The following is an 18655-nucleotide window of genomic DNA, read 5'->3' as shown; positions in this document are numbered from 1 at the left end:
ACCATGCGAGTCGAACTCGTCGCCTTCGTCGTCTCCCGCCAGCACGCGTTCGAAGGACGAGCGCAGGACGGCCCACGCCCCGACTCCGAACCGGTCGCGCGGACCGAGATCGAGATCCGCGCCGGCCTCGGCATCGTCGGCGACCGGTACTACGCCCAAGCGATCCACAAGAACGCCGCCGTCACGCTCATCGACGCAGCCTCCCTCGACGAGGTCCAGCGCGTCCTCAACCTGGACGCGACCCTCGACCCACATCTCACCCGGCGCAACATCACCCTCCGCGGCTTCCCGATCGACGAACTCGCCGCCCGCCGGTTGGCCGACGGCACCCGTGTCGCCGGCCGCCGCTTCACACTCGGCTCCATCACCTTCCAGGCGAACCGCCCGGCCAACCCGTGCGCGTGGATGGACGAGGTCCTGGCGCCCGGCGCGATGAACGCGTTACGCGGCCACGGCGGCATCCGCGCAACCCCGCTCACTTCCGGCACCCTCCACCTCGGCCCAACCGACTTCACCGTCCTCGACTGAGCGGTTTGGTTCAGTTGGACAGGATGTGTCGTCCGGCAACCACCCACTAACACCCCCGCCCGAGCCCAAAACACCCACCACCCGCCCCGACACGCGCCACCCGCCCGACACGCGCCACCGCCCTGAAGACAACCAGCGTCCGCCCCCACATCCACCGCCCGCCTGAAGACACCCACCGCCCGACCCTGGAGACACGCGCCGGACCCGCGAGACAGGTAATTGCCTGTTCCCAGTCCCCGGCGCGCGGGCTCAGACCCCGGAGTGCGACGGCCGAGTGAGCGCACCGGCCTAGACCCGGAGTACGACGGTCGAGCAAGGGCGCCGGCCTCCGCGGGGCCGTGGGACGAGTGCGCCTGCGGCCGGTGGATGCGGTGACCGGTTGCGGGTGTGGGAACAGGCGCCGGGGGCGCGGGAGAGGTAATTGCGTGTGCCCAGTCCCCGGCGCGTGGGCTCAGGCCCCGGAGTACGACGGCCGAGCGAGTGCACCGGCCTGCGCGGGGGTCGGTTGGGCGTGTGAGGCTGCGTCGGGGTGGTGCGGTGACGGGTTGCGGGTGTGGGGACAGGGGGCGGGGGCGTGGGGCAGGTAATTGCCTGTTCCCAGGCCCCGGCGCGCGGGCTTAGGCCCCGGAGTACGACGGCCTAGCGAGCGCACCGGCCTAGACCCCGGAGTACCACGATCGAGCAAGCGCACCTGCCTGCGCGGGGGCCGGTTGGGCGTGTGGGGCTGCGCGGGGGAGGTGTGGTGGTGGGTTGCGGGTGTGGGGACAGGGGGCGGGGGCGTGGGACAGGTAATAGCCTGTTCTCAGATCCCCGCGCCTGTGCTCAGGCCCCAGCGCGTGTTCCACGGGACTCGCGCGTGTTCCACGAGTCTCGCGCGTGTTCCTGGTGCTGGTGTTGCTTGGAGAGGTGGGGTTACTTGCGGCCGAGTTTCCACCATTTGGGTTTGTTCATTTTGATTTCGTCGGGGGTCAGGGGTGGGGGGACCGGGGGGCGGGATTCTTCGGTGAGGAAGTTGCCGGATTCGGTGTCGTACGGGGTGACGCCCAAGCGGCGGCTGATTTCCATGACGATCGGGATCGACCGGGGGCCGTCGTTGAGGTAGAAGGTGATGTCGCGGACCTCGACGCCTTTGCCGATGGTCATTTCGACGTCGTAGTCCGGACTTCGCAGCGCCAGCCAGGACGGTTTGCTCGTGTCGACGTCCGGTACCACTTCCCGGACCTTGGCCACCACGTCGGTCGCCGTACCGACGGCCGGCGGCTCGTAGTCGACCGGCATGTCGTCGAGGCGCCGTACGCCTCCTGGCCCGCGCATCGCGTAAACAGCCCAGCTCATGCCCCCAGCATGCCAGGTTCTTCAGTGCTTGCGGGCGGCGAGGACGGCGAAGGTCAGGTATTGGCCGTTGTCGGCCTCGAGCATGTCGAGCGACGTGTCGCGTTCGCCGCGGTACTCCGAGACCGCGCGGGACCATCTGATCCAGTCGGACCAGCCGTTCTCCTGCAGGCGCGCAGCGGTGACGTCGACGAGTTCGGTGATCTCCCACTGGAACCGCCACCAGTCCGCGGTGTGCCAGGCGAGCGCCTCCCAGCCGACGAACTGTTTGATGTGCTCCGGGATGTGCCCGAGCTCGCGGATCTCCTGGGTCATCGCCGGTGTCGCGACGCCGAGTTGTCCGCCGGGTTTGAGGAAGGAGGTGATGTAGGGCAGGTAGTTGTCCGCGGTACCGAAGTACTCGTAGGCGTCGACGCAGACGATCGCGTCGAAGAACCCTTTCGCGAACGGCAGCGTGTGGGCCTCCACCTTCAACGTCACAACGTCCGGGGAGTCGATGTTGGCGGCTGCATCCGTTGGGTCGACCCACAGGTCGGCGGCCCAGACCTGTACGCCGTACTCCTTGGCGAGAAACACCGCGGTGGCGCCCTTGCCGGAGCCGAGGTCGAGCACGCGCATCCCCGGGCGCAGGTCAAGCTCGCGGGCGAGATCTTCCAGCAACCACAGGGGATTCGGGCCCATGTCACCGGCCAGGAGCCAGTTCGCGTCGTACTCGTTGGCTCGCGGGTAGTCGTCGTGCTTCAGGTCCGCCACCAGCACAGGGTAGCGAGATCAAAACGGGATGTGCCTGGCATTTTCGGCAGGCAGAGTGGGTGCATGACTCAACTTGATCCGGTGATTCGCTCCTTTATCGGGACCGGTACGTCGAGGACGATCGGCTGGTCGTCCGCGGGCACGGCCGGCTCGAGTTCCTGCGTACCCAGGAGTTGCTGCGGCGCTGGCTCCCGCCTGCGTCCGACGTACTGGATGTGGGTGGTGCGACCGGCGTACATGCACGATGGCTTGCGGCGGACGGGCATCGGGTGACGTTGGTCGATCCGGTTCCGGAGCATGTGGAGCAGGCCGCGTCGATCGGGACCTTCGCGGCGGAGGAGGGCGATGCTCGGGCGCTCCGGCAGGCGGATGCGAGTGTGGACGTGACGTTGCTGCTCGGTCCGCTCTACCACTTGGTTGAGGCGGCGGATCGTGCGCGGGCGCTGGCGGAAGCGGTACGGGTGACGCGGCCGGGCGGGCTGGTGGTCGCTGCGGGCATCAATCGGTACGGCGGTCTGCTCGAGGCCGGCAGCAACGGCACGCTGACCGAGGAGCGACTGCCCCTGTTCGTCGACGCGTTCGAGTCCGGCCGCATCGACGGGTCCAGCGGATTCACCGTCGCCTACTTCCATCACGCCGACGAACTCGCGACCGAACTCACCACCGCCGGCCTGGCCGACGTAGAGGTCCTCGGCATCGAAGGCCCCGCCAGCAACATCCTCGAGAACGCTGCCCCCGACACGATTGAGACACTCCTCCCGGCCGCCGCACTCCTCGCCCGCCAGGTCGAATCCGACCCCAAGCTCCAAGCAGCCAGCCCCCACTTCCTCGCCCACGGCCGCCGCTAGGCCGGAACCACCTCGATCGGAATCCCATTGGTCTGCAACAACACCCGACCCGCTAGCGGGGCAGCCAACTTCGCGATCACCAACCGCCCGACCCCCACCAGCGGGACCGCTGTGACTCCCGGGCGGATCCCACCTCCGAGGACGAGCACCACCGCTGTCCGCGACTCGTGCACCGCGTCCACCCAGATGTCCGTGTACTCCGGCGGCGACCCGTGCACCATCCAGTGCACAGTCCGCCCACCACCCGTCAGCACCGCCGGCGGCAGTCCACTCAACCCACCCCGATAGTCCGAGCTCAGCCCGTCCGGCCACCAGAGCCTGACTGCTGGATCGAGTACGTGCATCGGCGGGTATCCGATCCCTTCGGCCTTCGGGTCCGGTGCTTTCCCCGGAGGGAACTGCGGGCCTACGAACTCGATCCGGTACGCCGGAAGCGGCCGGTGTCCCCGATCGGTCCGGAACTCCGGGTACGCGCGTCGTACCGACCGCACCCGCACGGGGTCGACCTGCCAGTGCGGTGTCGGATCCGGCTGCAACGCCTCCAGCAGCCACGGAGGCATGCTCACGTCCGAGATGACCGGCGCATGCCGCAGTACCGACGTCTTGTCCTCGAGCATCGGGGCTCCGCCAGGCCCGCGGCTGAAGCTCATCAGCACGATCGGACGCGGTTGCCGGTCGACCGGGAACGCGGCCCACAACGCCAGCGCTGCCTCGGGTTCCAAGCGGTCCATCTGTCCAGAGTGCCAGCTGAGGGTGTAGTTGGGCGGATGCGTTCCGTAGCTGTCCGGTGGCGGGCGGTCGCGGAATGATGTCAATAGCTGCAATGCGGTTCTCGGGATGGCGGTCCAGGCCGTAATATCGTGCGGCGGCCGGCACTGGGGGTGTTCCGGTCTTTCTGATTTATCGGGTGGGGACCGGCGATGACCGGTACTGGGGAGAAGCGGACACTTATGGCGGACAAGCCGGCACCCAAGCCTGGTCACTTCCTGCCTGGCGGCGACGGTGACCAGACGGTCGGCAACGACAGTAAGCCGCAGGCTGACGACCGGACGCCGGGGACTTCGGCACCGTTGGCGGCACCCACGCCGCGGCTCAGCGGGGAAGCGCCGCCGACGCCGCCGCAGTTGAGCGGGTCCCGGATCGACTCTCGCCGTACGACGCTTTCCGGCAGCCGGCTCGGCCCGCCGCCGGCCGACGACCGCGCCGCTGCGGCGTACCGGGAGGTGTTCCACCCGGAGCCGTTGCCGTTCATGCCGAAGAAGCGGTCCAAGGGCCTCATCGCGCTGATGGTCGCCGCGGTGCTGCTCGTTCTCGGCGGCGGCGCGACGTTCGCGGTCAAGGTGATTTCCGGCGGCGGAATCTCCATGAACCCGATGCCGACCACGGTGCCGAGCGGCTCACCGACGACCAAGGCACCCGTCGGCAAGGGCACCCCGGACACCGACATCGTCGGAAAGAACGCGATCTACGCCGCCGGGGCGCTGGCCGCGGCGAAATGCCCGGAACCCGCGTTCCGGCCGACGTCCAAGGAAAACGTCCGCTCGTACTACCAGGCGCTGATCGCGTGCATGGACAAGGCCTGGGAGCCGGTCGTCACCAAGGCCGGGTTCGGGTTCCGGTCGCCGAACCTGATCATCTTCGACGACGGTGACGAAACCGCTTGCGGCGTACAGCAGGACCTCGCCCTGTACTGCCAGGACGAGCACGGCGGCAGTGCGACGATGCCGTGGCAGTCCATCGTCGAGGACTACCCGAAGAACAAGGCCGCGGTGCGCGCGGAAATGGCGCAGTCCTTCGGTTTCGTGTACGGCGTACACGTGCAGAACCTGACCGGGATGGCCGAGGCGTCCGACAACCTCGCCGACACCGCGGCGAGCAAGGCCGCGCAGTTGGAGATGAACCGGCGCGCCGCGCTGCAGGCGTACTGCTTCGGCGCAGTGTTCTTCGGCGCGGCCAAGGCGAGCTTCCCGCTGCGCGGCGAACTGCTGCGGCAGTGGAACGGACTGATCCAGCGTCGCGGCGACGAGTTCACCAAGGACAAGGTCCGTGACCACGGTTCCAGCAAGAGCCTCGCGCTGTGGATGAACCAGGGCCTCGCGACAATCAACCCCGGGTCCTGCAACACTTTCGTCGCAGCATCCGCCAAGGTCAGATGAGCGAGATGAGGACGATCGATGCCTGACTCCGAGGAAGGTGCGCCGGGGCCTGGGCACTTCGCGTCCGGTGAGCCGGCGGCCGGCAGCCGTCCGCTGACCCTGAAGAGCGCGCAGCCCGGACTGGGGCGGGCCCGCTCGGTGTCGCTCGACGACGCCCCCGTGCGCCGCAAGGCGCGCCCACTGCCGACTGAACCGGGTACGACGAGTGAGTACAGCGGCCCGCCCGTGGCACCGCAGACCGGCGTACCGCTCACACCGCTGACCGGCACGCGCCGCGTCGGCGGCCCCCGCCCGACCGGCTGGCACTCGAACCCGTCCCGCGCCGGCGCCCAGTTCACGTCCGAACCACCACCGGTCAGCCCGCCGCGCCAGTACTCCCGGCCGATCGTCGTCGGCCTGTCGATCGTGGTGATCCTGATGCTCACCGGCGCCACCATCGGCGGGTTCAAACTCGTCAACTCCTACGGAGTCGAGCGCCCGCTGTCCCAGCCTTCCGTCAAGAAGTCCCAGGCCCCACTCCCCGTCCCGCCCAACCCCACGGTCACCGTCACGGCCTCGGTGACCCCGGACGTCGTCCGCCTCCGCCAGAACGAGATCTACGCGGCCGGCAAGGTGGCGAGCGTCAACTGCAAGGAGCCGGCGATCAAGCCGGACTCGCAGTCGGCGATCCTCAGGTACTACCGGGCTCTGCTGCCCTGCCTGGACAAGGCATGGGCGCCGGTGCTGAAGAACGCGCATTACCCGTTCCGTTCGCCGAAGGTGGTGCTGCAGACGAACCAGGCCACCGCCGCGACCTGCACCGGTGAGAAGAACGTCGCCTACTACTGCCCGGCCGACGAGAGCATCTACGTCAGCTGGAAGGCGGACCTCAAGGACTACAAGGACGATCCGCTCTCCGCACGGGTGTGGATGATCGACACGATGGCGCACGAGTACGGCCACCACGTGCAGAACCTCACCGAGATGCTCACCGCCGCCGGATCCCGCGAGGGGTGGGCGAAGACGAAGGCCGAGGAGCTCGAGTGGAGCCGACGTACCGAGTTGCAGGCGAGCTGCTTCGGCGCTGCCTTCCTCGGCGCGAACAAGAAGGCCCTCGGCCTCAGCGGGCGCAAGCTGGAGCTGTGGGAGTGGCAGACCCAGCACAGCGGCGACGAGTACAACCCGAAGAAGATCCGCGACCACGGCTCCCGCAAGAACCACTGGCTCTGGTCCGAGCCGGCCTTCAAGGCCGCCGACCCCAAACTCTGCAACACCTTCAGCGCCCCCGCCGCCAAGGTGAGTTGAGCGTGCGCCGAGCGGCTCTGATCGGGGTCGCCGGGCTGCTCGTCGTCGTTGCCGGTGGATGTGCGCGGTCGGGCGACCCCGTCGCAGCCGCGACAACCGCGCCGTCGATCAGGGCACGAAGACGAGTTGCGGCCTCGCCGGCCGCGTGCAACACGTGGGTCGTACCAGCGAAGCGAGTGAGCTGACATGCGGCGTACGGTGGAACGAGTCGTGGCAGTGTTCGTCGCCGGGGTGCTGGCCGGCGGTTGCTCTCGACAGGTTGCCGCGCCGGAGATGACGCCTGCCCCGCGCGCGACGCCGAGTCCGAGTGCGGCACCGACGTCGAGTCCGAGTGGGACGCCGACGCCGAGTCCCAGTGTGACGCCGAGTCCGAAGCCGCGGGTGGTGCCGAGCAAGGCGCTGGCTACTCCGACGTACAGCGTGCGGGGGCAGAAGCACCTGGTGCGCAACAAGATCTACTCGGCCGGCGAGGTTCCGGCGGTGGCTTGTGTGCTGCCGGATGTTGCGTTGCGATCGCAGAAGGCTGTGCAGCAGTACTTGAGCGCGTTCCAGGACTGTCTGCAGCGAGCTTGGAAGCCAGTGGTGGTGCGTGCGGGCGTCAAGTTCCGGCCGTCGGCCGTGTACGCCGTTCGCGAGGGATCGGAGACGGCCTGCGGCACCTTCGGCAAGAAGGACCACGCGTACTACTGCCCCGAGGACTCAGGGATCTACTTCGACTGGGCCGAGCTCGTCGACTGGGAGGAGTACGGCCACGTGGCGGCGCAGGTGTACACCCTGGTCACGATGGCCCACGAGTTCGGGCACCACGTGCAGCAGCTCGTCGGGATCTCGACGTACTACGACGATCGGTGGGGCGAGATCACCGGACCGGCTCACCTCGAGCCGATGCGCCGCCACGAACTGCAGGCGTCCTGCTTCGGCTCCGCCTTCCTCGGCGCGAATCAGACCCCTCTCGACCTGTACGGCGCCAGGTACGAGCAGTACCAGTGGGAGGCGTCGTACGGTGACCACCCGCCGGCGACCGCGCGCGATCACGGATCGTCCCAAAGTAACACCGAGTGGGCCGCGGCCGCCTTCAGCGCCATGTCGCCGGCCGCCTGCAACACGTGGGTCGCACCCGCGGAACGGGTGAGCTGAGATGCGCCGCCGGTGGGTGGGGTGGTGCAGGCGCTGGCGGGCGGTGTCACCGGAGTTTGAGTTTGAAGCCCTCGTGGGTGTTGGCGAAGCCCAGGTTGGTGTAGAAGCGGTGGGCTTCGGTGCGGGACTTGTCCGAGGTGAGTTGGACGAGGGTGCAGCCGCGGGTGCGGGATTCTTCGACGGCCCAGCGGATCAGGGTGCTGCCGAGGCCGGAGCCGCGGGCGGGGGCGGCGACGCGGACGGCTTCGATCAGGCCGCGGGTGGAGCCGCGGCGGGACAGGCCGGGGATGATCGTGAGCTGGAGCGTGCCGATCACCTCGTCGTTGCGATCAGCAACTACCAGCAGTTGGTTGGGGTCGGCATCGATCTGCTCGAACGCGGCCAGGTACGGCGTCAGGTCGTCGAGCGACTCGCGGGTGGCGCCGAGCTGGTCGTCGGCGATCATTTCGACGATCGCGGCAACGTCGGAAGCGGTGGCGCGGCGGATCACGACATCGTTCATGGGTACAGGATCGCAAATGCCTGAAGCGGTTCAGTCGGCAGGGTAAGTACCGACGTACGGCATTGGTGATTGCCTTATGCAAACACTTTTCGTTGCCCGCCGCGCCTGCGAAGTTGTTTGCTCAAGGCATCTGAGGGTACGAGTCATACTGGACACCACTGCATCCGCCCGTGCCGGGGTCGGGGCAGTTATGCGCCGACAGCGGATGCGGGCCAGTCCGGAAGGAACATCTGATGTCAGCGTTAGCAATCGACTTCACCCAACCGTTCGAGGATGCGTTCAGCAAACTGCTGTCGTTCATCCCGAACCTGCTCGGCGGCCTGGTCATCCTGGTCATCGGCTATTTCGTGGCCAAGATTCTCGGCAATCTCGTCGGCCGGCTGCTCGGCCGGGTCGGCTTCGACGGCTGGATGGAACGGGCCGGCGTCTCCAGTGTTCTGCAACGGTCGGGCACGGGGCTGACCGCTTCGGCGGTGCTGGGCAAGGTCGTGTTCTGGTTCGTGTTCCTGATCAGCTTCACGATGTTCGCCTCCGCACTCGGCGTGCCGGAGATCTCGAACTTCATGAGCGACATGCTCGGCTACATCCCGCGGATCTTCGCCGCGATCGTGATCGTCTGCCTGGCGGCGCTGTTCGCCAACTTCCTGGCCGCGATCATCCGCGGTGCGACCGGCAACGAGACGCTGGCCAAGGTGGCCCGGTACGCCGTTCTCGTGTACGCCGCCTTCGCCGCGCTGACCCAGCTCGGTGTCGCGGTCCAGCTCACCGGCAACACGCTGCTGATCGTCCTCGCGGGCGCCGCTCTCGCTCTCGGTCTCGCTTTCGGCCTCGGGGGCCGCGAGATGGCCGGCCGGGCGCTGGGCAACCTGTTCGACAAGGACAAGATGGTCAAGCCGGCCGCGCAGAACGGGATGGACAACGGCACGACGGCGTACCCGCAGCAGGGCGGCTACCAGGGCGATTACCAGGGCAACTACGAGGGCGATTACCAGGGCAACTACGAGGGCGGCTACCAGCAGCCCACCCAGCCCACCCAGCCCACCCAGCCGGCCCAGCCCGAGCAGCACCCGGCGGCGCACAGCAGCGGCAACTGGTCCAACGGAACCCCGCCGAGCGGCAACTGGCCGCAGGGCCAGTAACCAGGCAGTTCCGGTTTCTCCTCACAACGGGCGGCGATCCTGATCGGATCGCCGCCCGTCTCGTGGCGCCGGCATGAGCCGAGCTGCCGCGTACCCCGCCCGGACGAACAGTGCCGAACAGATTGAGAATCTTCTGGCGCGGATCGCTGAGGTGGATCCCCTGGCGAACGCGATCTGCATCGTGAAATCCGCGCGTTCGAGCATGCCGCCGCCCTCGACGCCGAACGGCGCGGCAGGCCGGATCGGTGGGCCGCTGCACAGCCTCCGGTGCTGGTCAAGGACAACATCGACACTGCCCATCTGCCCACCACGGCCGGATCCCCCGCCTGTCGGGCTTGGCGCCAGCCCCTGGCAGGTTCACCAGTCGCGGGTTGTGTTACCCCTGGCCCCCTACACATCCCGCGATCGGACACGTAAACCGGTACGGCGCGCTAGGGTCCTGCTTCTGAAATTCGCAGCGTAAGTCGCCGGGATCCGCGGGTCGATTCGTTTCGATTGGGGAGTGCTACAGGCTGATTTGGGTGGGTTCTGCTCCCCAGATCCGGTGGTGGGGGGCTTGGCGGCACCGATGCTGGGCAACCGCCCACCATCAACTTGTGTAACGGACTTCAGGCGCAGGACACTAGCTCCGCCCGCGGACCCGTGCCAGGTGGGCACCTGTTAGGTGTTGTCTGGGCCGGCTTTGCGGACTTCTTCTACCTTTGTCATGGCTTCGCGGAGGTCGGCGAGCCAGGTTTCGCTGTGTTGGGCGACGAGTTTGACGCACCAGCCGAGGGCGTCGCTGCGGGAGCGGGCTACGCCGGCGTCGACGAGGGTGTCGAGGACCTGGCGTTCGGGCTGGCGGAGGCGGGTCATCACGGGTGCGGACAGTGAGGTGAAGACGGTCCGGGTCTCGCCGCAGCGCACACCCCACGCGACCTTCCGGCGGGTGGCGTGCTCGAGTTCGCGGGCGATCTCGATGCGGCGCTCGCGGGTGTCCTCGCGGAACTGCTTGATCCGGCCGTCCTCGGCGGCGGAGCGCTCGGCCGCGCTCACGTCCTTGTTCTGCTCAGGTGCGGGGATTCGGCCGACGATCAGGATCTCGTCCCGGTCGATCTCCAGTTCGATGTCACCGTCGAACCAGTCGCCGGGCAACCGCCCGGTCAGCCAGCCCCGCACCTTCTCCTGCTCGGTCTGCGTACTCATGTAATCATGATTACACCCGAACAGGTCGAGCTCAAGGAACTAGTGGTAGCGGACCGTGTACGCCGCGTGCGCATCACCCTGCGACAGGCCGACGTTCGACACGCCGATCACCAGCGTGTGCCGGGTGACGTCGTTCCGATAGGTCACGTACGTCGTACCGGCTGCTCCCTCGGTCGCGATCCGGGTCCAGTGCGGCCCGCCCTTCGCGGCGACCTTGTGCAGTTGCCGTACGGCGGTCGGCGTCGCGTAGTACGCCGTCCACTTCGCGTCCCCGCGGCCCCACGCGCGGACCAGGTTGTCCGACCACTGCACCGCGTTCCACGCTTTCGGTTCGCCGCTGAACTTGGCTGTGTACGCCGCATGCCAGCCGTCCGCCGCGCGCAGACCGACGTTCAGTACGCCGATCGTGAGGTTCCCGCCGCGTGCGTCGTCGTGGTACGTCACATAGATCGTCCCCGCGGCGCCCTCGGTGGAGACGCGCCGCCAGTGGATCCCGCCAGGCAGGGCCTGTCCGTAGAGCGTGCGCGCGGTGGCCGTCGACGCGTAACAGTTGGCCGTTGCGGTCGCACCGCTGCCCCACGCGCGGACGAGTCGGTCGGCGTACGACGCCGCCGAGATGTTCGTTGCCGACGCGAGCCTGCTGCAACTAGAGGTGGTGCCGGCGTTGGCCGGCGCGGCGCCGGTGAGAAGGAGCGGTGCGGTGAACGCGAGCGCCGTCGTACTGCCAAGACCAATGATCCTGCGAATCATCATCGACCTCCCGAGTGGATGTGGTCCTACTGGTGGGACGCCACACCGCACCTGGGAGTTTGCATCAGCCGCCAATGAAACAGGGCTGCAATATCCCGCTCGGGGCGGGGAGGAGGGGTCAAGCGGCCGGTGGCGGCGCGAATGCGGCACGTAACCGCTCCTGAGCGCTCGCTCCGGCGGCCGTGTGGTCAAGACCGAGCAGCGCCGCCCCGACCACCGGCGGTACGTCGACCACGCGCGGGACCGCCTTCGGGGCGACCTCGGCGAGCAGCTTCGTGACCCGGTCGAGAAGGACCGGGTGTCCTGCGGTCAGCACGCCGCCGCCGAGGACCACGGTGACCCGCTCGCCGAGCAGGTCGAGGCGCCGCAACGCGCTCGAGGCCATCGCGACGATCTCCTCGGCCTGCTGCTGAATGATGCCCAGGGCAACAAGATCGCCGGCGGCTGCGACCTGGAACAGCACCGGCGCCGCCTCCAACTGCCGCTCGGCCGGCAGCTCACCGAAATGGAACGCCTCGATCACCGCGGTCAGCGACGGCAGCCCGTAGTGCATCGGCAGTGCAGTGAGCAGTGCGGTGGCCGGCCCGCGACCGTCGTCTGCTCGCGCCGCCGACCAGAACGCCTCTTCGGCCAACTGCGCTCCGCCACCCCAGTCGCCAGTCAGCTTCCCTAGCGCCGGGAACCGTGCGGTCCGCCCGTCCGGCAGCATTCCGGAGCAGTTGATGCCCGCGCCACACACGACGGCGACACCGCGCGGCTCGTCCACCCCGGAGCGCAGTAGCGCGAAGGTGTCGTTGGTGACGTACACCGACTCGGCCCAGCCGCGTTCCTCGAACGCAGCGGTCAGCTGCTCGACCTCGACGGGCAGGTCGGCGTTGGCCAGGCACGCCGAGATCTGCTGCACCAGCGGTACGTCGCCAACGCGCAGCCCGGCCGCGGCCGCCGCAGCCAGGACCAGTGGCTCCAGTTCGTCCACTGCGGCCGCGGCTCCGATCCGCTGCGGCTCGAACCCGCCGCCACGCGCCGTACCGAGTACTGTGCCGTCGGCCGCGACCAGGGCGACGTCGGTCTTGCTGTTGCCGGCGTCGAAGGCGAGAACACCGCCTGGGACTAGCGCGCCCACGGGAGGTAGTCCTTGTTGTGCGCCAGCAGCTTGTCCGTCAGCTCCTGTGCGATGGAGATCTGCCCGACCAGTGGATGCGCCAGCAGAGCTTGGAACACACGCACGGATCCGCCCTTCACGGCAGCCTCCAGCGCCAGGTCCTCGTACGCCGTCACGTGGGCGACCAGTCCGGCGTACAAGGTCTCCAGTGGGGACACCGGCTCCGGCTTCGCGCCCTGTGCGTTGACCGTGGCCGGTACTTCAATGACAGCGTCATCAGGCAGGAACGGGAAGGTGCCGTTGTTGAGAGTGTTGACGACCTGCACATCGCCGGTGTCGTTCAGCAGGGACGAGGCGAGTGCGACAGCTGCCTCCGAGTAGTACGCGCCGCCGCGCTTCTCGAGCAGTGCGGGCTTCTCGTCGAGCTGCGGGTCGGCGTACAGGTCCAGCAGCTCTTTCTCGAGTGCAGCGACCTCAGCGGCGCGGGACGGCTTTGTCAGCAGCTCCTGCACCACTGCGTCGTGTGCGTAGTAGTAGCGCAAGTAGTACGACGGCACGACGCCCAGCTGTCGCACCAGGTCCGGCGGAAGGTGCAGGTCGTCCGACAGCTCGCCCAGGTGCTTGGAGAGCAGTTGCGGCAGCACATTCTCGCCGTTGACGTGGACCGCGCGCTCCCAGGTGAGATGGTTGAGTCCGACGTGGTCGAGCGACACCTCCTCCGGTGTGACCCCCAGCATCGCGGCGAACCGGCGCTGGAACCCGATCGCCACGTTGCACAGCCCGACTGCCTTGTGCCCGTGTGACAGCAGGGCCCGCGTCACGATCCCGACCGGGTTGGTGAAGTCGATGATCCACGCGTCCGGGTTGGTACGCCGTACGCGCTCGGCAATGTCCAGCACGACAGGTACCGTCCGCAACGCCTTCGCGAGGCCGCCGGCACCTGTGGTCTCCTGGCCGACACAACCGCACTCCAACGGCCACGTCTCGTCCTCGTTGCGCGCAGCCTGCCCACCGACCCGCAACTGCAGCAGTACCGCGTCAGCGCCGTCGATACCCGCGTCCAGGTCGGATGTGGTGATCACCCGGCCGGCATGTCCTTGTTTGGCGAAGATGCGCCGCGCCAGCCCGCCAACCAGCTCGAGCCGGTCAGCAGCCGGGTCGACAAGCACCAGCTCGGACACCGGCAACGTGTCCCGCAACCGCGCGAACCCGTCGACCAGTTCGGGCGTGTAGGTGGACCCGCCACCAACAACTGTGAGTTTCACGCTGCAGGCTCCTACTAGGTAATCGGTGGTCCCGCGGTATCGAAGACCTCGTCGCGGGTGGTGCTCAGTGCGGATTGCAGTGCTCCGGAGAGCACGGGGTCGGTGCTGATCGCGGTCATCAACAGCTGCGGCCGCGGTACGGCGAGATCGGCGAGCTCGTCCTGGACCAGGCCACGCAGGCGTTCGCCGCCCGCGGTGATCACGCCGCCGGCCAGCACGATCAGCTCCGGGTCGACGACCGCGACGATCGCGGCCAGACCGACCGCGAGCCGGTGCGCGAACTCGCTCAGTACGGCGTCGCCCGCGCCCTCGGTCTGCAGCGCGACCGCGATCGCGGCCTCCGGCGTACGAGCTTTCAGGCCGTGCTCACGCGCGAGCTCCAGGACCGGTTCGCCGCCGGCGAGTTCCTGGAAACCGCCGGCGTTGTTGCGGCCGACGTTGCGAACCAACGGCGTACCCGGAAGCGGCAGGAAGGCCACCTCGCCGGCGCCGCCGGTCGCGCCGCGGTGCAGGCGACCGTTGATGACGATCGCGGCGCCGATACCTTCCTCGCCCCAGAGCAGCACGAAGTTGTCGTGCTCCCGGGCGTGGCCGACGCGCTGCTCCGCGATCGCGGCCAGGTTGACGTCGTTCTCGACCTCCAGCGGTACGGCGATCGCCGCGGCCAGCTCCTCGAGCAGATGCGGGGCATGCCACCCGGGCAGGTGGGTCGCGTACCGCAGCCGGCCGGTCGTCGGGTCGAACCCGCCGGGCGTGCCGATCGTGACCCGGTGCAGGCGCTCACGGCTCAGGCCCGCCTCGCCGGCCGCGCCCTCGATCGCCTTGAGGACACGGTCCACCGTGCCCTTCGCGCTGCGGCCCGGGGTGGCCAGCTCGTAGTGGCCGACCACGTTGCCGGCCAGGTCGGCCACGGCGGCACGGATCCGGGTCGGCGTGACGTCCAGCCCACCGACGTACGCGATGCCGCCGTTGATCTCGTACAGCTGCGCGTTCGGGCCGGGGCGGCCGGCGGTGGTACCGCTCGGGCGGACCAGCCGAGCAGCCTCCAGCCGCGCGAGCAGCTGGGATGCGGTCGGCTTGGACAGTCCGGTCAGGTTGCCCAGCGTGGTGCGGGAGAGCGGGCCCTGGCTGAGCAGCAGGTCCAGGGCGGCGCGGTCGTTCATCGCGCGCAGCAGGCGCGGCGTTCCGGGTGTTGTTGCCATGAGCCAACCCTGCCTCCCTTCGCCGCCCGCGGGTACACGCCGCGCTGACAATTCAGACTGTTAGGAAAGTTTCCTATTAGCCCGAAACCGTACGGCGGAGGAGCTCAGGTGTCAATCAGTGTGCGTTAGCTGGACTGGTACGGCTATGCCTGGTCGGCCAGGAGGGCGAACGACACCAGCCAGTGCGTCGACATGAAGTCCCCGTCGGTGACCGTCGGCAGTACCGCGTCGACCTGACGGTCCGCACCAGCTCGCAGTACGTCGGCAACGTCCGGCAGCGCCGGCGCGATCGTCCGCAGCTGCCACGCCCGTGACAAGGCCAGCCCGGACAGGTGCGCCAACTGCCCGTCACCAGAGTCATCCGTCACCGGCACCTCAAGCAGGTGCTGATGCGCATCCTTACCCAGCCCCGGCAGGAAGTTCGTCAGCCAGCCCGCGAATTCGACGGCAGGCAGCGCCCGGCTCATCAGCTCGGCCTCGGAAAGTGCCGGTGACAGGAAGTCCGTCCCGGACGGCTCGAAGCGGGTGTCGTACGCCGTGTCGTCGCCGAACCACTCCAGGGCGCGGCTCCGGATCGCGTCGACGACATCGTCCCGGCCGAGGTCGCCGTACGCCTCGAGCAGTCGCGCCAGCCCGAACGCGCTGTTCAGGTGGACGCCGTGCCGGACGGGGTACGCCTGCCGGGGCAGCCAGCCGAGGACGTGGTCGGCGATCACCTCGGTCAACGGAGTCAGCGCGTCCGCCCACTTCTTTGCCTCAGGCAACTTGTGGGCGGCGGCGACCAGCATCGCCGCCCAGGCCCAGCCGTACGGGCGTTCGTACGACGGGCGCTCGCGCAGGTACGCGACCTCGGTGGCGATCGCGTCGGGCGTCAGGCGCTGGTCGAGCACCTCGATCGGACGGCGGCCGACCTGGTCCGGCGCCAGCGTCAGCAACCGGACCAGGGACCACTGCATGTGTGCACTGGAGTGCCAGTCGTACGACCCGTGGAACGCCGGGTGCAGACGATCCGGGGTCACATCGACGTCGTCCGGGCCCGTCGACGCGTGGGCCGTGCCGTACGGGTACGGGGTCTCGAGCACCTCGCAGGCGATGTCTGCCCAGGCGGCGGCGTACTTCATGGAACTCCCTGTTGGTTGCGTCCGAAGAAGTGGAGGGATGTCTCGCCACTTCTTCGGACGTTAGAAAGCGAAGGCGTACATGATGGCGATGTTGCAGGCGAGCAAGGGGATTGCGGTCGGGATCTGCGCCTTGATCGGCCCGTACTGGTCCTTCATCTGCAACAGCGCGGCCGGCACCAGGTTGAAGTTGGCCGCCATCGGCGTACACAACGTGCCGCAGAAGCCGGCCAGCATGCCGACCGCGAACACGACCGCCGGGGTGCCGTCGAACTGCTGCACCAGCAGCGGCCAGCCGACCGCGGCCGTCATCACCGGGAACGCGGCGAACGCGTTGCCCATGATGATCGTGAAGATCGCCATCCCGATGCAGTACAGGGCGACCGCGGCGATCAGCGAGCCCTTCGGGATCAGGTGATCGGTGACGCGTCCGACCGCCTTGCCGACACCGGAGGCGTTGAACAGCAGGCCGAGCGTGGCCAGCATCTGCGGCAGGATCGCCGTCCAGCCGATGTGCTCGAGCAGGCGACGTCCCTCGTGCAGCGGTACGGCGGGCGACTTCGGCCGGAGCAGCACCGTGCCGAGGATCAGCGCGAGGATCGACGCGACGCCGAGGCCGATGATCGTGGCGGATCCGGTCTGCAGCAGCAGCTTGCCGTCGCCGAGTTTCACCTTCGCGAGCCAGGCGCCGAAGATCGCCGCGACCACCGGGATCACGAGCGCCGGCAGGAACAACTTGTTGCCGAACCGGTCGGCGAAGTGCACGCGTTCGGCGGGGGTCGTCGTACGTTCCTCGCCCTTGCCCGGGAAGCCCGAGCCGGCCAGGACCGCCAGGCCGATCACCGCGATACCGAGCAGCCAGGACGGCGCCTCCTTGTTCACCACGAACGTGCCGTAGCCGAACGAGACCCCGAGGATGCCCCAGAACGCCGCGCTGCCGACCCGCTTCGGGTTGCTGCGGTCGTTGAGCACCTGCAGCGCGATCAGGACGAAGAAGATGCCGCACAGCCAGTAGAACCACTCGACCTTGATCATCGCGCGGCCTCCTTCGTCGCGGCCTCGTCCTCGGCCGCGAGCTTGTCCAGTTGGCGATCGAGGAGCAGTAGCCGGGTGCCGTGGATGAGCAGCGCGCAGATCCCGGTCGGGATCGCCCAGAGCGCGATGTCGATCGCCTCCAGGTGCAGGCCGTACGTCGTGTCGACGAAGCCGGTGATCAGCAGGATCGAGCCGATCGCGACGAAGATGTCCTCACCGAAGAACAACCCGATCGTGTCGGCGCTGGCCGCGAAGCCCTTGATCTTCTCCTGCATCTTCTCCGGGAGCCTGCCGTACCGGCGTTCCGCGGCGCCGGCGGCCATCGGATGGATGAGCGGCCGGACCGCCTGCGCGGGACCGCCGATGCTGGTCAGGCCGAGGGCCGCGGTGCCTTGCCGGATCAGCAGGTAGATGGCCAGCAACCGGCCGGTGGTGACGACCTTGAGCTTGCTGATCAGCTTGCGGGCCTGGTGTTGCAGGCCGTAGCGCTCGATCAGCCCGATGACGGGCAGCGTGACGATGAAGACGGTGACGGACCGGCTGCCGGCGAAGCCGTCGCCGAACGCGTTCAGGATCTTGACCGGAGACAGGCCGCCGATCAGGCCGGCCACGATCCCGGCCGCTGTGACGACCAGCATCGAGTTGATCCGGAGCGCGAACCCGACGACTACCACCGCGATGGCGAGCAGAACCCACATGGTTCCTCCCGGGAGGGACAGGGCGATTCCGCTCACCATAGGAGATTGTTGAACGATCCTGCAATGCATCATTCGAACAAATCTTCCGCAAACACGACAACGCGCCGTGACCACGAGGTCCCGGCGCGTCGCCGTACGGCTGGAAAAGGGGCGCTTGTGACGCATGTATGGGTGGTTGGGCTGGGTTGGCTGACCGGAGCGCGGCGGCAAGGGGGAATCTGGTGGCCTGAGACAGGAACTCGTGGCGTGAGACCTGAAATACCAGGTCCCCACCCGCCACAACCTGTCCCAACCCATCGCCTGGGCGAACCCCACACGCGAAGGGATATTTGCTCGTTTTCTGGTCGTCGTCCGGCTCGCCGGCCAAGAGGCGCGATCGGCGCGGGTCAGGAGACTGGGGACAGGAAATGGCGGCAGCGGACAGGCAATACCAGGTCCCCACCCGCCACTACCTGTCTCACGACCCGGATGGGGGGAACCATCACCCGCACATCGGACAGAAGAGCCGAACGAGGGGGGTTAGGGGCAACGTCGTTCGGTTAGGCGGCGGAGTGTGTGGTCAAGTCGGTGTTTCGGCTGGTGATAGGGGTGCAGCCCTTGTAGATGTGGTCCGGTCCTCCA

19 protein-coding genes are annotated in these 18655 nt (G+C 68.2%); 6 read left to right on the top strand and 13 right to left on the bottom strand.

Translation table 11 applies throughout. The features are described 5' to 3' along the window. Positions 1–3 precede the first annotated feature (3 nt). Entirely contained in the window at positions 4–528 is a 525-nt protein-coding gene (locus ACWF0M_RS17635) for an MOSC domain-containing protein (RefSeq protein WP_452236727.1), read from the top strand. A 912-nt stretch (positions 529–1440) separates the two neighbouring features. On the opposite strand, the gene ACWF0M_RS17630 is transcribed toward ACWF0M_RS17635, so the two are convergent. Both ACWF0M_RS17630 and ACWF0M_RS17625 read right to left on the bottom strand, forming a co-directional pair. Further along, positions 1441–1863 (bottom strand): hypothetical protein, encoded by a 423-nt coding sequence (locus ACWF0M_RS17630; protein WP_452236726.1) that lies wholly within the window; start codon positions 1861–1863, stop codon positions 1441–1443. Positions 1864–1884: 21 nt separating this feature from the next. Next, positions 1885–2613 carry an SAM-dependent methyltransferase gene (locus tag ACWF0M_RS17625; RefSeq protein ID WP_452236725.1) on the bottom strand — a complete coding sequence of 243 codons (729 nt, stop codon included), beginning with the start codon at positions 2611–2613 and terminating at the stop codon, positions 1885–1887. Positions 2614–2786: 173 nt separating this feature from the next. Between ACWF0M_RS17625 and ACWF0M_RS17620 the strand changes: the two genes are divergently transcribed. Then, positions 2787–3461: a class I SAM-dependent methyltransferase gene (locus ACWF0M_RS17620; protein ID WP_452236724.1), complete on the top strand. Its 675-nt coding sequence runs from the start codon at positions 2787–2789 to the stop codon at positions 3459–3461. On the opposite strand, the gene ACWF0M_RS17615 is transcribed toward ACWF0M_RS17620, so the two are convergent. Then, positions 3458–4192 carry a hypothetical protein gene (locus ACWF0M_RS17615; RefSeq protein WP_452236723.1) on the bottom strand — a complete coding sequence of 245 codons (735 nt, stop codon included), beginning with the start codon at positions 4190–4192 and terminating at the stop codon, positions 3458–3460. The two genes, ACWF0M_RS17620 and ACWF0M_RS17615, sit on opposite strands and share 4 nt — an antisense overlap. Before the next feature lie 189 nt (positions 4193–4381). Here ACWF0M_RS17615 and ACWF0M_RS17610 point away from each other — a divergent pair, with 189 nt between their 5' ends. From ACWF0M_RS17610 to ACWF0M_RS17600, 3 genes are all read left to right on the top strand, one after another. Further along, positions 4382–5617 (top strand): neutral zinc metallopeptidase, encoded by a 1236-nt coding sequence (locus ACWF0M_RS17610; RefSeq protein WP_452236722.1) that lies wholly within the window; start codon positions 4382–4384, stop codon positions 5615–5617. An 18-nt stretch (positions 5618–5635) separates the two neighbouring features. Beyond that, the gene (locus ACWF0M_RS17605; RefSeq protein ID WP_452236721.1) at positions 5636–6901 is read left to right on the top strand and encodes a neutral zinc metallopeptidase; all 1266 of its coding nucleotides are present in this window, start codon (positions 5636–5638) and stop codon (positions 6899–6901) included. A gap of 186 nt (positions 6902–7087) precedes the next feature. After that, on the top strand, positions 7088–8038 hold the full coding sequence (locus ACWF0M_RS17600; RefSeq protein ID WP_452236720.1) for a neutral zinc metallopeptidase: 951 nt from the start codon (positions 7088–7090) through the stop codon (positions 8036–8038). A gap of 46 nt (positions 8039–8084) precedes the next feature. Here the strand turns inward: ACWF0M_RS17600 and ACWF0M_RS17595 are convergent, their stop codons facing one another. Continuing rightward, complete coding sequence (locus ACWF0M_RS17595; RefSeq protein ID WP_452236719.1) at positions 8085–8540, bottom strand: N-acetyltransferase family protein; 456 nt, start codon at positions 8538–8540, stop codon at positions 8085–8087. Positions 8541–8773: 233 nt separating this feature from the next. Here ACWF0M_RS17595 and ACWF0M_RS17590 point away from each other — a divergent pair, with 233 nt between their 5' ends. Next, complete coding sequence (locus ACWF0M_RS17590; protein WP_452236718.1) at positions 8774–9679, top strand: membrane protein; 906 nt, start codon at positions 8774–8776, stop codon at positions 9677–9679. A 21-nt stretch (positions 9680–9700) separates the two neighbouring features. Here the strand turns inward: ACWF0M_RS17590 and ACWF0M_RS17585 are convergent, their stop codons facing one another. From ACWF0M_RS17585 to ACWF0M_RS17545, 9 genes are all read right to left on the bottom strand, one after another. Further along, positions 9701–9979 (bottom strand): hypothetical protein, encoded by a 279-nt coding sequence (locus tag ACWF0M_RS17585; RefSeq protein ID WP_452236717.1) that lies wholly within the window; start codon positions 9977–9979, stop codon positions 9701–9703. A gap of 360 nt (positions 9980–10339) precedes the next feature. Continuing rightward, entirely contained in the window at positions 10340–10864 is a 525-nt protein-coding gene (locus tag ACWF0M_RS17580) for a hypothetical protein (RefSeq protein WP_452236716.1), read from the bottom strand. A gap of 39 nt (positions 10865–10903) precedes the next feature. After that, positions 10904–11617, bottom strand: coding sequence for a hypothetical protein (locus ACWF0M_RS17575; protein WP_452236715.1), 714 nt, complete (start codon positions 11615–11617; stop codon positions 10904–10906). 115 nt (positions 11618–11732) lie between these two features. Then, entirely contained in the window at positions 11733–12737 is a 1005-nt protein-coding gene (locus tag ACWF0M_RS17570; protein WP_452236714.1) for an N-acetylglucosamine kinase, read from the bottom strand. Further along, positions 12725–13981 carry a 6-phospho-beta-glucosidase gene (locus ACWF0M_RS17565; RefSeq protein ID WP_452236713.1) on the bottom strand — a complete coding sequence of 419 codons (1257 nt, stop codon included), beginning with the start codon at positions 13979–13981 and terminating at the stop codon, positions 12725–12727. The genes ACWF0M_RS17570 and ACWF0M_RS17565 overlap by 13 nt, the downstream gene beginning before the upstream one ends. 14 nt (positions 13982–13995) lie before the next feature. Then, positions 13996–15183 (bottom strand): ROK family protein, encoded by a 1188-nt coding sequence (locus ACWF0M_RS17560; RefSeq protein ID WP_452236712.1) that lies wholly within the window; start codon positions 15181–15183, stop codon positions 13996–13998. Positions 15184–15326: 143 nt separating this feature from the next. Then, positions 15327–16304: a DUF2891 domain-containing protein gene (locus ACWF0M_RS17555; RefSeq protein ID WP_452236711.1), complete on the bottom strand. Its 978-nt coding sequence runs from the start codon at positions 16302–16304 to the stop codon at positions 15327–15329. Between the two features lie 60 nt (positions 16305–16364). Beyond that, positions 16365–17336 carry a DUF979 domain-containing protein gene (locus ACWF0M_RS17550; protein WP_452236710.1) on the bottom strand — a complete coding sequence of 324 codons (972 nt, stop codon included), beginning with the start codon at positions 17334–17336 and terminating at the stop codon, positions 16365–16367. Then, positions 17333–18034, bottom strand: a complete 702-nt coding sequence (locus ACWF0M_RS17545) for a DUF969 domain-containing protein (RefSeq protein WP_452236709.1) — start codon at positions 18032–18034, stop codon at positions 17333–17335. The genes ACWF0M_RS17550 and ACWF0M_RS17545 overlap by 4 nt, the downstream gene beginning before the upstream one ends. Positions 18035–18655 lie beyond the last annotated feature (621 nt).

It is taken from the genome of Kribbella sp. NPDC055110, from assembly GCF_053607525.1.
This window is presented reverse-complemented; position numbering and strand designations above follow the sequence as displayed.